The sequence below is a fragment of the Cytobacillus sp. MT66 genome (assembly GCF_058792595.1).
In genome coordinates this window covers 48,287-63,249 of sequence record NZ_JBXAFB010000002.1, presented here as the reverse complement: position 1 = coordinate 63,249, position 14,963 = coordinate 48,287, and the positions used below count along the sequence as shown (strand labels likewise).

General features: G+C 38.6%; 15 protein-coding genes. 7 read left to right on the top strand and 8 right to left on the bottom strand.

The window, feature by feature from the left end:
- Nucleotides 1-18 precede the first annotated feature (18 nt).
- The 4 genes from AC1Q59_RS03470 to AC1Q59_RS03455 all read right to left on the bottom strand — a co-directional run bounded on the left by AC1Q59_RS03470 (nucleotide 19) and on the right by AC1Q59_RS03455 (nucleotide 3,855).
- Nucleotides 19-1,329 (bottom strand): TRAP transporter large permease, encoded by a 1,311-nt coding sequence (locus AC1Q59_RS03470; protein ID WP_492364391.1) that lies wholly within the window; start codon nucleotides 1,327-1,329, stop codon nucleotides 19-21.
- Entirely contained in the window at nucleotides 1,319-1,834 is a 516-nt protein-coding gene (locus tag AC1Q59_RS03465) for a TRAP transporter small permease subunit (protein ID WP_492364390.1), read from the bottom strand. The genes AC1Q59_RS03470 and AC1Q59_RS03465 overlap by 11 nt, the downstream gene beginning before the upstream one ends.
- Nucleotides 1,835-1,867: 33 nt before the next feature.
- The gene (locus AC1Q59_RS03460) at nucleotides 1,868-2,965 is read right to left on the bottom strand and encodes a TRAP transporter substrate-binding protein (RefSeq protein WP_492364389.1); all 1,098 of its coding nucleotides are present in this window, start codon (nucleotides 2,963-2,965) and stop codon (nucleotides 1,868-1,870) included.
- Nucleotides 2,966-3,294: 329 nt separating this feature from the next.
- A complete protein-coding gene (locus AC1Q59_RS03455; protein ID WP_492364388.1) occupies nucleotides 3,295-3,855 on the bottom strand; it encodes a helix-turn-helix domain-containing protein in 561 nt (186 codons plus the stop codon).
- A gap of 238 nt (nucleotides 3,856-4,093) precedes the next feature.
- On the opposite strand from AC1Q59_RS03455, the gene AC1Q59_RS03450 reads away from it, so the two are divergent.
- Nucleotides 4,094-4,687, top strand: a complete 594-nt coding sequence (locus AC1Q59_RS03450) for a class I SAM-dependent methyltransferase (protein WP_492364387.1) — start codon at nucleotides 4,094-4,096, stop codon at nucleotides 4,685-4,687.
- Between the two features lie 60 nt (nucleotides 4,688-4,747).
- Here the strand turns inward: AC1Q59_RS03450 and AC1Q59_RS03445 are convergent, their stop codons facing one another.
- From AC1Q59_RS03445 to pdxR, 3 genes are all read right to left on the bottom strand, one after another.
- The gene (locus AC1Q59_RS03445) at nucleotides 4,748-6,205 is read right to left on the bottom strand and encodes an aldehyde dehydrogenase family protein (protein WP_492364386.1); all 1,458 of its coding nucleotides are present in this window, start codon (nucleotides 6,203-6,205) and stop codon (nucleotides 4,748-4,750) included.
- A 180-nt stretch (nucleotides 6,206-6,385) separates the two neighbouring features.
- The gene (locus AC1Q59_RS03440) at nucleotides 6,386-6,748 is read right to left on the bottom strand and encodes a hypothetical protein (protein WP_492364385.1); all 363 of its coding nucleotides are present in this window, start codon (nucleotides 6,746-6,748) and stop codon (nucleotides 6,386-6,388) included.
- 112 nt (nucleotides 6,749-6,860) lie between these two features.
- Nucleotides 6,861-8,306 carry a MocR-like pyridoxine biosynthesis transcription factor PdxR gene (gene pdxR, locus AC1Q59_RS03435; protein ID WP_492364384.1) on the bottom strand — a complete coding sequence of 482 codons (1,446 nt, stop codon included), beginning with the start codon at nucleotides 8,304-8,306 and terminating at the stop codon, nucleotides 6,861-6,863.
- Between the two features lie 139 nt (nucleotides 8,307-8,445).
- Between pdxR and AC1Q59_RS03430 the strand changes: the two genes are divergently transcribed.
- From AC1Q59_RS03430 to AC1Q59_RS03420, 3 genes are all read left to right on the top strand, one after another.
- A complete protein-coding gene (locus AC1Q59_RS03430) occupies nucleotides 8,446-9,357 on the top strand; it encodes a DMT family transporter (RefSeq protein WP_492364383.1) in 912 nt (303 codons plus the stop codon).
- 222 nt (nucleotides 9,358-9,579) lie between these two features.
- Nucleotides 9,580-10,524 (top strand): Kelch repeat-containing protein, encoded by a 945-nt coding sequence (locus AC1Q59_RS03425; protein WP_492364382.1) that lies wholly within the window; start codon nucleotides 9,580-9,582, stop codon nucleotides 10,522-10,524.
- A 210-nt stretch (nucleotides 10,525-10,734) separates the two neighbouring features.
- Entirely contained in the window at nucleotides 10,735-11,652 is a 918-nt protein-coding gene (locus AC1Q59_RS03420; RefSeq protein ID WP_492364381.1) for a DMT family transporter, read from the top strand.
- An 84-nt stretch (nucleotides 11,653-11,736) separates the two neighbouring features.
- Here the strand turns inward: AC1Q59_RS03420 and AC1Q59_RS03415 are convergent, their stop codons facing one another.
- On the bottom strand, nucleotides 11,737-12,309 hold the full coding sequence (locus tag AC1Q59_RS03415; RefSeq protein WP_492364380.1) for a transposase: 573 nt from the start codon (nucleotides 12,307-12,309) through the stop codon (nucleotides 11,737-11,739).
- Between the two features lie 291 nt (nucleotides 12,310-12,600).
- Between AC1Q59_RS03415 and AC1Q59_RS03410 the strand changes: the two genes are divergently transcribed.
- From AC1Q59_RS03410 to AC1Q59_RS03400, 3 genes are all read left to right on the top strand, one after another.
- On the top strand, nucleotides 12,601-13,209 hold the full coding sequence (locus tag AC1Q59_RS03410; RefSeq protein WP_492364379.1) for a YitT family protein: 609 nt from the start codon (nucleotides 12,601-12,603) through the stop codon (nucleotides 13,207-13,209).
- A gap of 250 nt (nucleotides 13,210-13,459) precedes the next feature.
- Entirely contained in the window at nucleotides 13,460-14,332 is an 873-nt protein-coding gene (locus AC1Q59_RS03405) for an alpha/beta fold hydrolase (protein ID WP_492364378.1), read from the top strand.
- 217 nt (nucleotides 14,333-14,549) lie between these two features.
- On the top strand, nucleotides 14,550-14,954 hold the full coding sequence (locus tag AC1Q59_RS03400; protein ID WP_492364377.1) for a hypothetical protein: 405 nt from the start codon (nucleotides 14,550-14,552) through the stop codon (nucleotides 14,952-14,954).
- Nucleotides 14,955-14,963 lie beyond the last annotated feature (9 nt).

Genomic DNA, 14,963 nt, shown 5'->3' with positions numbered 1-14,963 from the left:
CTAAAATTTCATAATCATTTACTCTAGTAACCTTGGAAGCCAAAGCGCAAATGAAGGAAATACAATTAAAATAATGGCTGCCAAAAGCTGTAGCAATAGAAACGGGAAGGTTGCTTTATAGATTCTTTCTATTGGGACATCTTTAGGGACTGCGCTCTTAAGATAAAATATAGCGAACCCAAATGGCGGTGTTAAAAAGGCTGTTTGCAAGATAACCATAAAAACAATTGCCCACCATAATGGATCAAAGCCGTAATTAGCAATCAATGGAGAAATAATTGGAGCAGCCAGCATAATTAAAGCCACTGTCTCTAAGAACATTCCAAGAAAGACTATAAAAATAATTGATAAGATCAATACTCCCCATTTTCCTCCCGGGGCAGCATTCGCAATTTCCTCCACCATTCGGTTTCCGCCGATACCTGAAAAAACCGAACTAAAACAAGCGGCACCAATTAAAATCCACCCAACCATCGTCGACATTTTAATTGTATCGGATAGTGAGTTTAATAAACTCTTAATTGATAATCTTTTAGTAAATAAACAAAGAACTAAAGTTCCTAGGGCACCAACTGCCCCACCCTCGGTTGGAGTTGCAGCTCCTGAAAAAATCGAACCCAAAACAATAATGATTAGAATCATTGGAAGAAATACCGTTTTTAGCGAGGAAAATTTTTCACCCCAAGTTGCTCTATTTTCTTTTGATAGAGCAGGAGCTAGGTCCTTGTTAATTAATGTTCTAATAAAAACATAAACAATAAATAACAATGCAAGAAAAATACCTGCGCTTAGTCCGCCTGCAAATATTTGAGACACAGATACTCCTGTTATGGCACCATAAACAATCATATTTAGGCTTGGTGGGATAAGCTGTCCTAATGTCCCTGAGGCCATAATAGAGCCTAGACTTAAACCCTCTTGGTATTCATATTTTCTCATCAGCGGATAAGCAATCAATCCTAATCCAATAACACCAGCGGCTACAACTCCTGAAACCGCTCCAAGGATGGCCCCAACAATAATGGTTGCTATTACTAGCCCGCCTCTTAGTCCGCCAGACCACTTGTAGAATGTCTCATATAGATCGGCAATAATATTTGATTTTTCTAAAAGGGTAGACATAAAAATAAACAAAGGTATGGCGATTAGTGTGAAGTTGTTCATTACACCCCATGCAGCACTTGCTAATAAACTTGTGCTATCAAACCCCCATAGAAAAAAAGCGAATACAATCCCTGTGAAACTTAAAGAGAAGGCAATAGGTACTCCTAGAAAAAGCATGAGAAAAAGTACGATGAACATCAAAATAGGTGTAAAATCAAGCATCATTTTTACTCTCCTTTCCTAGGAACCTATAAATAGTAGAAATTAACTCACTAATTGCCTGTAATAATATTAAAAACGCAGAAATCGGAATAAACCACTTAAACCACCATATTGGTGGGTTAAACGTGCTTTGGTGCGTAGAGTGCTCATTTATTAATGTTGAATCCAAAGCCATGTTATATCCATGATAAGTTAGCACCAGACAGACAATAATTATGACAAGACTAGAAACTGCCTCTAATACTTGTTTTCCTTTTTCATTAAGCATTCTTGGAAAAACATCAACCGTTACATGCACTTTTAATCTAAGTCCCTCAGCACCGGCAACCATAAAGAATATACCGTATAAAAAAATTGGGACTTCAAAGCCCCAAACAGGGGCTTTGGCCCAAAAATAGCGCATAATTACGGTATATACTACAACAATGGCTAAAGGTAAGATTAAAAAGCTAACTGCCCACATAGACCAAGAAGATAATTTTGCTGTTAGTTTCTGAAAAGTTCTCATAGCATCACCGTATCTTTAAATTTTGAGAAGTCCTTACTTCGTAAAGCCAAGTTTCTTTGCTTCTTCCACGTACCCTAAATCGTGTAATACTTCTGCATAAGCGTCAATGTACTCAGCCGTTTCCGTGCCTTGATCCTTATATTCTAGTAATAGTTCAAAAGCTACTTCTCTCATTTTCGCAACATCTTCTGCAGGAAGATCAATGATTTCAACACCTTTATCAATCCATGCTTGTTTAGCTTTTAGGTTTTCTACGGAATAAGACATAGCTGATAGGTATCTTGCCTTATCTCTAGCGTTTAAAACTATTTCCTTCAAATCATCAGGAAGCTCATCCCATGCTTTAGGATTAACAATTAATTCCTTATCACTGCTTGGACCCACGTGAATAGCAGGATTGATTACATATTTAGTAACTTCATGTAAACCCATTTCTTTGTTTACAAGAAAATCATTGTATTCTGCAGCATCAATCGTACCTAACTGCAAACCTGTGTATATTTCAGGTGCAGATAATGAAATAGATGAAGCACCTAACTTTCCATAAAATAAGTTTGCGATCCCAGCCGCTCTAATATTTTTCCCTTTAAAGTCCTCGACTGATCTGATAGGTACTGTTGAAATTAGAATTTCTTCTGGTGCAAGGTCAAAAGATCCTAGGTTTTTAATACCGTGTTTTTCATATGCCTTACTTAATAGTGGTTCTAGTTTTTCCGACCGGTAATAATGCTGGCTAAATCCTTTTATTGGGTCACCAGGAATTGTTCCTCCTCCAAGGCCAAAGATTGGGTCCTTACCTGACCAAAATCCTGTATAAATAGCTGCCATTTCAACTACGCCATTTTTAACGTTGTCAAAAGTATCTGTAGTAGGGAATAGATTATCTGCCCCATATGGTTCGATAATTAATCGGCCACCTGAAGCCTCTTTAACTGCCTCAACAAATGGAACAACCGTCCCTTCGTATCTTGATGTCCCTGGAATTTGATGTGTAACCATCCTCCACTTATATACCTTTTGTGATACCCCGGATCCATCGCCTGAGGATGCTTCAGATTGACATGCTGACAAAATTGATATAACCATCACAAGAACCAAACTTATTATTGTTACTCTTTTATAGTTTCTCACCTTGTATTTCCCTCCTTATATTTTTCAGATGCTCCCGTATTAACAAAATTGAAGTGTCACTTCAATTTCTTAGTAAAGAACTTCTTATGTTTCTGTATTCCACAACTCCCCTCTGTTTTTTTGAAGCTACACTTCAATTTTTAACTAAAAAAATTATATTGTCCCCCTTTTTGAAGTACCACTTCAATTTTCCGTTATTAAAATAGCATCAGGTAAAAAAGCCTAAATTGATGCTATTCACAATTATAGATTTTCAAATATTTATAGTCAATATAAAATTCTGACTATTCATAATAACGGGAAGTTATATTGTTATAATACTTTTAGGCTCAATCCATACCTCCCGGCTTTGGTGGTGCAGTAATTAATAGCAGTTTCACAATGTTATTTGTCTCATTAAACCAAGTGTGCGGTTCACTTGAATTTATATGCATACTATCTCCAGGATGTAATTCAAACTTTTCATTATTTAATATGACAGTCAGCATGCCTTCAAGAATATAGATAAATTCTTGACCATTATGTATATATGGTTTCCTATTTTCCTCTCCTGGGTACAATGTGGCCAGAATGGGTTCAAAAATAGGATTCTGTATATTTCCTGTCAAATTTTTAAGACAAAACTTTAAATCCTTAGACGCTTCTTGATCTTGATTTCTTATGATACTTGAACTAGGGTCAAAAAAATTGGCTTCAAAAAAACAACTTGGACTAACGCCTAATGCTTCAGAGATTTTTTTTAAAGATGCTAAAGTTACTAAACTTTTCGAACGCTCAACTTGTGATAAAAAGCTAATTGACAAGCCTGTTTTTTCTGATATTTGCTTTAAAGTCATTTTATTTTTTTTTCGAATTGATTTAATTAAATTACCTAATTTTTCATCCTTCATAATTGCCCCTCTTTAACATTATTAAAATCAATAACATGATGTAACTAAAAAAAGTATACCATGGATGTCCCAAAGCATGACAAAAGATTCATGGGTTTTGCTATAATAAAATAATATTAAGGCTTATTGTGAAAAATTTTCTTAATCTATACAAGCTTTTATTCAAACAATACATATAAAAACGATTGAGGAAGAGATAAGTTCACTGTCTCTTTCTTCCATAACGGGGTTGTTAATTATGAGTAAATCCTTTTCAAAATGGTATGATTTTTTTATGAGTCCCTTGGAAAAGCGTAGATTTAAAGCGATTCGAAGGGATCTGATTGATCGAGCCAGCGGTTCGGTGTTGGAGGTTGGCTCTGGTACTGGCATTAACTTTCCTTTTTATCATGATGTTGAGAAGGTGACAGCGATTGAACCCAGTGAGGATATGATTGAACGGTCACAGAAAAGAAGGGGTCTGGCTGCCGTCCCTGTTGAAGTCCTTAAGGGAACGGCAGAGCGTTTGCCTTTTTCTGACAATGTCTTTGATACCGTGATTGTAACCTTGGCGCTGTGCACAATTCCCAATCCAGAAGCTGCAATTCACGAGATCAAAAGAGTCTGTAAACCAAATGGAAAGGTTCTTGTTTTTGAGCACGTTAAGATGGATCAAGACATGTTAGCCAAATTACAGGAATGGCTCACACCTTTCTGGAAAAGGATATGTGATGGCTGCTGTCTAAACCGAAATACAGTTGAATTGATCCAAGCAAACCAGTTAGAAATTTTAGATAAGCAGTCCTACTATAATGGGTTGTTTGTCCAAGTTGAAGCCAGGAACAAAAAATAAATACTCTTTTAAAATAACAAAAGACCGCTCCCTTTTCTCACGGGAGAGCGGTCTTATTTTTTAATATTTCAATGCAATATTTTTAACTTGCGTGTAATTTTTAATAGCTTCCAGTCCTTTTTCTCTTCCAAAGCCGCTATGCTTATAACCGCCAAATGGCTGGGTGATGCCGCCGCCCGCTCCATAATGATTAATAAATACCTGGCCGCACTGTAGGGAATTGGCTACACGGTGGGCACGTCCGGCATTTTCTGTCCAAACGCCGGCAACAAGTCCATAGGATGTACCATTGGCAATCTCGATCGCTTCCTCTTCTGTTTCAAAGGTGCTTACGACTAGGACTGGCCCGAATATTTCCTCCTGTGCAACATAATGCTCTGGCGGAACCTCATCTATTATAGTCGGCTGCAGAAAATAACCAGATTCACACCCATTGTCCAGTACGCGCTCCCCGCCAGTGGCAATCTTTAAGCCGTCTTTTTTGGCTAGGTCTAGAAAACCTTGAATCCTCTCAAACTGCTTTTCTGACAGTACAGGACCTAGATCATGATTTTCAAGCCCTTGACCAATCGTGAGCTTTTCCATTTTAGCTGCTAATTTTTCAACAAAACTGTCCTTGATTGATTTTTCGATTACAAGCCTTGATCCTGCCGAACATGTCTGACCTGCATTTTGGATAATTGATTTGAGTGCCCAATTTAACGCGTTTTCTTCATTACAATCTGCAAAAACAATATTTGGAGATTTACCGCCAAGCTCCAATGTTACGGGAGTAATATTTTTTGCAGCAGTTTCCATGACTCTCTTCCCTGTTTCTACTGACCCAGTGAAGGTAATATGATTCACCTCAGGATGCGCAGAAAGAGCCGCACCAGCTTCATGTCCATAGCCTGTGACAACATTGATGATCCCCTTTGGGAGTTGCAAGGCTTCCATGATTTGTACGAGTTTTAAGGTTGTTAATGGAGTATCCTCAGCAGGTTTTAGCACACAGGCATTGCCTGTCGCAATGGAAACCGCAATACTTCGTGCTGCGATTTGAAGCGGATAGTTCCATGGAATGATATGTCCAACAACTCCAATGGGTTCACGAACAGTATAGTTGATGATGCCATCCTCAACCGGAATGGTTTCTCCCATAATTTTATCTGCCACACCTGCATAAAATTCAAAATAACGGGCAGCAATTTCTACATCTGTCTCTGCTTGGATAAGCGGTTTGCCGACATCTAATGTTTCTAGTCTAGCAAGCTCTTCTTTATTTTCGCGAATGAAATCGGCGGTCTGATAAAGCAGCCGGCCTCGTTTATGGTAAGGAAATGATTTCCACTCCTTTGAATAGAACGCCTTCTTTGCCGCTTTAACGGCTAAATTAATTTCCTCTTCCCCGCCTCTTGGAACAAGAGCAAGCAAGGAACCATCCGCAGGATTGCGAACCTTAATTAATTTTCCTTCATCTGGTACGACCCATTCTCCGCCAATATATGCACCTTTGACATGTAAATCTGCTGCTTTCATACGTTCATTCCCCTTCCCCATGACATTCTAAAATTGCGTGTCACAATATCCTCATCCGGCAAGACTTTAACGACATAATTATATCATTCGTTCTAAAAAGCATACAAATTATTTAGAACATTTAAACGGATCAGAAATAATTATATTATTTACGCTGCTACATTATGACAAGCACTCTCTCTACCCATTACTTTTTTCCACAACAAATGGCTGCCTTAGGTTCTTTAGTGTATGAATTCTTCCAGACAGGAGAAAAAGGTCATTATAATTCCTGTTAATATATTCTTCTATGACCATCATCCCCTCATGAATTTGGTTCACTAAATGTTTCGTATATTTTTCATCCCAGGTAAATCTATTAATTCTTAATAGTTCGCTTGCTACTATATGAAACTTAAACTCCTCTATAAACAATTTTACTTGAAACCATTTATCAGGCTGACCGTAAAAGGCCATCTTATTTTCATAATGCGCTTCAACAAATCGTATGAAAGACGTAATATTCTCAGCCAGCATTGTTGCCTTCTGCATCTCGAATTTCATCTTTCCCACCCCTTCAAAAGAGTGTATGAGAGCATATGTAAAAATAAAACTTAAACCAAATCGCTTTAGCACTTTACCTTGTCGGGGGACTGTCCCCCGTCGATTTAACGCATTAATCCACTGGGGGACTGTCCCCCAGTGCTTTAACGCTTTCTCCTTTTAAAATGATGCTTAATTGGATGATTCCTTCTTTTAGTTTTTCTAGTGGGGCGTTAGCGTAGGATATGCGTATGGCCTGGTCTGCACTGTTTTCGTATATCTTGCTGGGGTTTAGGAGTATTCCTTGGGCGTATGCTTTTTCAAATAGACGTGCCGTTTTATGTTCGGGTTTCATTTTAACCCAAATAAAGAAGCCGCCTTTCGGAGTTTCCCAATCCGCATAGTTCTTTAAGTATTTATTAAGGGTCTCTAGTACAGTTTGTCTGCGAATCTTGAGCTGTTCTCTCACGTTCTCTAAATGTTCTTCATACAAGCCGCTGGCCAGCCACTCCGCTGCAACATACTGCGATAAGGTACTCGACCCGTAATCTGACTGCATTTTTAAATCGGCCAAACGAGAAATAACTGACTCAGGTCCAAGCAGCCATCCAATCCGCAAGCCTGGGCTTAATGTCTTAGATAAGCTCCCTATGTAAAGGACATTTCCATATCGATCCATTGACTTTAAAGGAGAAGGCGGACTGGAATCAATCCATAAATCCCGATAGACATCATCCTCAATGATCGGAAGCTGGTTTTCCCTGCAGAATTCAATCAGCTCCATTCGTCTGCTCTCGGTCATTAGCTTCCCGGTCGGATTATGAAAGGTTGGGTTCGTATAAAGCACGCTCCTTCCCTTTTCGTTAGATAAACTAATTCTATTAAAATCAAGACCTTCCTCATCCAGTTGAACTCCTTTTAACTCCATTCCCGCCGATTGAAAAATTGATAATGAGTTAAGGTATGATGGCTTTTCTAAAAAAACAGTCGTTCGTCTTTGTAAAAGACCGAGGGAAATTAGCTGGAGACCCTGAAGAGCACCAGATACAACAAGGATAGAAGCCGGGGAGGCATCGATTCCTCGTTTCTGCAAATAATCACTAATCGCCTGTCGAAGTTTAAGGTTTCCCTTCGGTTCCTCATATCCAAAAGGTGTTATTTGGCCTGAAACCTTTTTAACCACCTTTTTCATTGATTCTAGCGGAAAAATGTCTGGGGATAGCTCACCTTTGCTTAACTGAATAAAATCGGAATTCGACTCCAACTCATTTATTTTTTGTACCGTTGCCATACTTGCCTTATGAATCCCAAACGCTATATTTTCATTCCAATTGGGCGAAAAGTCGTTCCCCATTAATGTCCATGTGTTATTTGTAACCATAGTGCCGCTTCCAGCCTTGGCTTCAATCAGCCCTTCCGCCATTAGCTCATCCAAAGCTGTAATAACCGTGCTTCGGTTAACCCGAAAAGTTTTGGCGAGCTCACGCTGGCTGGGAATAAGACTTCCAATCGTCCATTCTCCTTTGGAAATTCTCTCTTTAATAAAATCAACAATCTGTAAATATTTTGCTTTTCCCATCGTCTGCCCCTTTAATGTCTGTTATTTAGGTATGTAAATTGGTTGGTTTTTTAAAACCCTAACTGGTTGAGGACATTTTATCAAAATCTAATTATGATTGAAATACTTTGGTACAACTGGTTGTGAAAGGATGTGTTTAATGATGATGAAGGTTGACGGGAAAATTATATCCGCTCATTTTCTAACAATTTTTCTATGGGCCTCAGCGTTTCCAGCCATCCGGGTGGCTCTTACTGCCTACTCTCCGGAACATGTTTCCCTTCTAAGATTGCTGGTTGGTTCAAGTTTCCTATTCTTCATAGCTCTATTTTTAAAAATTCGTCTTCCTCACGTGAAGGACATCCCTATAATTTTTCTTCTTTGGTTTCTAGCGTTTGCGGTTTATCACGTTGCCTTAAACTATGGTGAGCAAACAGTCAGCGCGGGTACGGCTAGCCTGCTAGTTTCTACTACACCAATTTTAACAGCAGTATTTTCTGTGTTTTTTTTAAATAAATCCTTTCAAATCCAAGGCTGGATTGGAGCTTTGACCGCTTTTATCGGTGTAGGATTTATCACGCTTGGACATTCATCGTCCCATTTTGAATTTAACCTCGGAGTCATCCTTATTTTAATAGCAGCACTTGCTGAAAGCATATACTTCGTATTTCAAAGTGCTTTATTAAAAAAATACGGGGTGATCCCTTTTACCATATACACCATATGGGCTGGATGCCTATGTATGCTAGTGTTTTCGCCAGGCTTGGGACAAGCAATTACGAATGCACCATTATATACAACCTTGGTGGTTATCTATTTAGGACTTTTTCCTACTGTAATTCCATACTTTGCACTTGCATACGTGATAACAAAGACTGGTGCGGCTGAGGCAACAGCCTCTTTATATTTAACCCCTGTATTCGCCTTTCTTATCGCTTGGATCTGGCTCGGCGAAACACCTTCCCTCTACGCAATTATCGGAGGAATCATCACCCTCCTTGGTGTAACAATCTCCAGCATGAAATGGGAAAAAGAACAGACTCTACTCCCCCATGCAAAGGAAGGGCATTAAATATTTAGGGCAGGCATCGGATAGCCCTTTACCACGTTAAGGCATCGGGGGACTGACCCCCACTGATTTAACGCGTTACCATAGCGGGGGTCAGGCCCCCAGCGCTTTAACGCGATAACTGAAAAAACTTTTCCTGGAACCAGTCTATCACTCACTTTTTTTATTTTGCCGACATAGAATAAATCGTTAGTCATAGGCCGTAAAACCCGGGAGGAAGGTTTTGTGAAGTTAGGTCTAAAACAAAGAATACTTATACTTGTTTTTTTCACTATGTTTTTCAGCATAAAACAAGCAAGTGCCAGGACGAATGAAAAGGAGAACTTAGCCATACCAAGCCTGCCCATCGGATTAACTAATATGGGCTATGCAACTGTTAATAAAAAAATCTATATTGCCGGCGGATACACGGCCTATTTTTCGACATCAGACCAGCTATATATCTATGATCAAAAATCAAATCAGTGGTCATTGGGGGCTGAGATGCCTACTTCAAGGTATGACCTAGTTCTTGTCCATGCAGGAAATAATATTTATGCTATCGGCGGCCATGAGTATAAGGGCACACGCTTTGCCGAAAATGAAATGTATAATATTAAAGAAAATAAATGGTACACAAAAAAACCGATGCCCATTGCTTTAGAAGACATGGAGGCCGCAGCGGTTGGAGAGAAGATTTATATAATCGGAGGAACACACGATAAAGGCTATTCTGATCGAATATATTCCTATAACACTATAACTGATCAATGGACGGATGAAGGAAAAGCCCCGTTTATTTCCGAGGCTATGGGTATTACTGTTTTAGAAGACAAGATTCATATCATTGGTGGAGGAAAAACATTAAATGAGCATTGGGTTTTTGACCCAGAGAAGAAAATGTGGGAACAAAAGAATGCACTGCCGACAGCCCGCTCTCATTTCGTCGCATTCACCTATAATAACCATATCTACACACTTGGCGGGACCATCGGAAGAGGATTGTTTGTTAAACCATTAAAAACCATCGAAGTGTATGATCCAAAGACAGATCAATGGGAAAGTCACAGTGGTCTCTCTATTCCAAGAAGCAGATTCGCCTATGGGGTGATTGATCAGAATGTCTATCTTATCGGCGGATGGACAGATGTTACATTCGACGATCGGGCAGAAATACTTTCTTTAAATTGACAATCATTGTAATTTGGTTACTGATGCCATATAATATGGCTAACAATGACACAATGCTCAACCTAAAAAAATTACTCTGTTTTTAAAAAGAAGCTAACTCTTTTTTGGAAATGCCAAAAAGGGTTACTTCTTTTTCTATTGCAAAATAGAATTTACTAGAGTCATATAATATGGGGTTTGCTTAACAAGATGCGTCCAAAATAATCAGAGGTGAAACAATTGAATACGAAGGCACTTTCTTTTGCACTGTTTACAGTTATTATATGGGGATCCACTTTTGCCGCGATACGGGCGGGTTTGCATGGAGGCTATTCTCCTGGTCATTTAGTACTTATACGTTACCTAATCGCTTCTGGATTATTTCTGCTTTATGCCATTTGGCCTCGCAGTAATTTTCGCCTGCCCAAAAAGGAAGATATTCTAAAACTTCTGCTGCTTGGCTTTATTGGAATTAGTGTCTATCATATCGGTGTTACTTTTGGCGAACAGACAGTGTCAGCAGGGACAACAGGAATGCTGATTGGTTCAGGACCAGTTTTCACCTCCATTTTTGCAGTTCTAATTTTAAAGGAGCGCTTAGGGCTATTTGGATGGATCGGACTGGGGATTGGCTTTATGGGAATCCTCATAATCACTTTTGGTACTGGAGGATCATCGTTTTCACTATCTCACGGCGCTCTTTTAATTTTGATGTCTGCTGTTGCGACTTCGATATTTTTCGTGTATCAAAAGCCTTTTCTTGAGCGATACTCAGCAATTGAGATCACAGCATATGTAACATGGGCTGGTACGCTTCCATTTTTCATTTTTGCACCAGGGCTTTTTGATACCATTCAAAATGCTACTATGGAGGCAAATCTGTCAGCTATATACGTTGGGATTTTTCCGGCAGGTATTGCTTACGTCACATGGGCCATCGCCCTTTCACTAGGCAAAGCCAGCACGATCAGCAGCATTCTGTATCTCGAACCTGTCATAGCTATAATTGTCGCTTGGGTCTGGCTAAGAGAACTACCCAGCCCCCTATCAATAATAGGCGGAATCATTGCCCTATCAGGGATTATCATCGTCAATCTCATAGGAAAGGGCAAACTCGAAAAACCGCAAGAAAAAGCAGCAAACCTATAAAATACTTTAGCCCTTTAAACAACTGGGGGTCAGACCCCCGGCGCTTTAACGCGTTACTCTATTGGGGGTCAGGCCCCCGATGTTTTAACGCGTTACCATATTAGAAACCAGCTCAGTTTCCTCCTTTTTTTCCTCTACAAACTTCCGATAGTTTTCCAGTTTTGGTTCTGGGAAGAAGGACAGTATCTTCTCTGTTGTGACAAGTTTATTTTCTGTTTTGGAGATATAGGCTGCATAGCTGCTCCAAGGATAAGCCCCCGGAGAATGTACAATGCTAGCCTCTACTGGATTTAAATGAATATACCGATTAGCCTTGAGAAAATAGTCTATCGATAAAATAAGTTCTGACTTGTATCTCCCTTGAAAAACATGGCCGTCAAGGTCGTGACGTTTATTAAAATAGATTGCATATTTGAAATTTAAATACTTCATAATATCTTTGGGATGGTGCTGGATGGTTTCTATTTGGAGATGGATATGGTTTGTCATGAGGCAATAGGAATGCAGGTAAAAGGGGAAGTCATTTTGTGCTTCACTTAGTATGTCTAGATAGGCAAAGCGATCGGGATCATCATAAAATATGGCTGATTTCCGATTCCCGCGGCTTGTAACATGATACATGGCACCTGGATACCAATAACGGAGTTTTCTGGACAATGAAATAAGTCACCCTTTCAGATAAGTTTTTTTAAAAATGTGGATCACACAATCGATTTCTATTTTCGACAAAATCCTGCAAACTCCTCCCAGCTAAAAAAAATGTGAAAAAATTATATATATAAAAATCAAAGAGTCGTATAATGATAGCAAAAACAATTCTTTAACACTTTAAACAACTGGGGGACAGGCCCCCAATTTATTAACGCTTTAAAGGACCGGGGGACAGGCCCCCGGCGTATTAATGTGTTAAAGCGATAGAATGCACCATTGGCCGTGAGGAGATATGTTATGAATATTTTACAGAAATGCTGTTTGCTTGGATTTGCCGCGGCTTTACAGGGTTTTGCGATGGCAACGTTTTTACTTCCCCATTTTATCCCATCAGGCGGAGCTGCAAGTGTAAGTGTTTTGTTTAACTACCTATTGAATATACCTTTTTCTGTTACTCTGTGGGTTTTAAATGCCGGCTTGCTGCTGGCAGGCGGGAAATGGCTGGGAAAGAGCAGTGTTTTGTGGACTCTGTATTGTGTGTCCATTACATCTGGCGTGGTTGATTTCTTTTCCTTGCATGTCACACACCCTATTTCCAATGTCATTATCGATTTAATTATCGGTTCCATTTTAGTTGGGCTTTCTTTAGGAATCTTATTCCGCTATGGTTCTTCCTCAGGAGGAATGGATATTCTTGCTTTAATTATTTCAAAAATGACCGGGGCACAGCCAGGGAAAACTCTTTTTTACATAAACGGAATCCTTCTATTACTAACTGGCATTGTTGTCGATTGGAAAATAATTATTTATGCGGTTATCTGCCAGAAAATCGGGACTGTAATGCTTGACTTCATATATCAATTCAAGTCAAAAAAGCAAAGCAAAAGTGCCACTGTTGAAATCTAAGCAGTTCACTTTCTGTGGAGTTATATACGAAAAAACAAACTAATTATCAGACCGAATCGCATATGATTCGGTCTTTTAATTTCCTTTACAAATCAACAATTTTTCATAAAGATAATTGTACTTATTTTTAAAAATAAATAAGAGTTTGTGAAGAATTGCCCTTAAACTAATAGCAGGATAGCTTTAAAAGGAATTTAAGCTGCTGTGTTGAATATTTACAGAAAGTTAGAAAAGGGAGATTAGACATATAATGTCAAATTACTATGAATCTTATATTCTTTTATCAAATAATCGAAAATTATCGTATATCGGTTATGGAGATAATAATCAAAACACAGTTATCTTCTTTCACGGATTCGGTTCTTCCGTTCATTCCATTCATCCTGATATAAAAATATTGGACGAAAATAATATTCGTTTTTTTGCCATTAATCGTCCAGGTTACGGAGATTCAGATTTTGAGTTGGAGTATTCTATGGAGGATTACGCTGATTGGATAAATGAATTCCTTACTGCTAAAGGAATTCAAAAGGCTTCACTAATTGGTTGGTCATCTGGTGGATTATACAGCCAAGTATTCGCAGGCAAATATCCAGAAAAAGTCACATCCTTGAACTTAGTTAGTAGTGCTATACCTCTAAATAGCAGTGAAACCAAAAGTATTTTACCCATGAATTGGAAAATGATTAGGAATATGAACAGGTATATGCCTCTTATGACAAAGACTTATTTTAAAAGTCTTAGCAAGAAAGTAACCAAGAGCTTAGATTCTATCATACAGAAATCGATAGAACAGATGGTTGAAGAGGATAAAAAAGTTGCAAATGATCAAATATTACAGGAGGCTATTATAAAAGGAACAGTAGAAGGTTATCGCAATAATGGGAACGGAGTATATTACGATGCTCTTGCATTGTGCAAAAAAATCCCGAAATTAAAAAATCCTGCCTCAAATACAAAAGTAAACATATGGCAGGGCGGCGAAGATACTGTTTGGACTTCGAAAACTTCAGCTTACCTTCGCGAAAAGTATTCTAATTCCACTTACTCTTTCATTGATAACGCCGGACACTTACTTTATTTATCTCATTGGGATGAAATTCTCAAAAAGTCAGTGAGCTAAAGATTGCTTTGTAACTACTTAGTTAGCTCCTAATTGCTTTTACTTATTACTTATACCGCTAACTCTCAAGAAGTAATTACCCCTTTTCATACGATTAGGGAATTACTTCTTTTTTTTAAAACGATTCATTTCTGTTTAGATACATAAAAACAATAATAATACAAATAATACCAACCATTATAAAGATGATTACTGAAAAGAAAGGAGGCTAAATTCTATGATGATGTTTCGCGGTGATGCCCATAGGCTATATGTACAGCTCAAAAAGGCTAACAACCAAAAGCTTGATCTGAATAAGCTTCCCGAATTAAGGGAGATTGCGGAGATTCAGGAATTTTACCAGACTCTTGACAATGATACACTACAGCGTATTTTTTATCGGATGGTAAAAGAAAGAAGCGGCTCCGGGATTATTCCGATTTTTGTCTCCACATTCCCATGGCTGCTATTTATGTTTTCCAACCGCATTCAGGACTTCCTTTTTAGCGGCGGAATCCTTGTATTGGCTACATTTAGCCTTCTTTATTTAATTATTATAGTTTTTTACGTAGTTTTGCATTTTCGGGAAAGGGCTTGGGCAGATGTTCATATTCACATTATTAAAGATATATTGGAAAAATAGATACAGGTT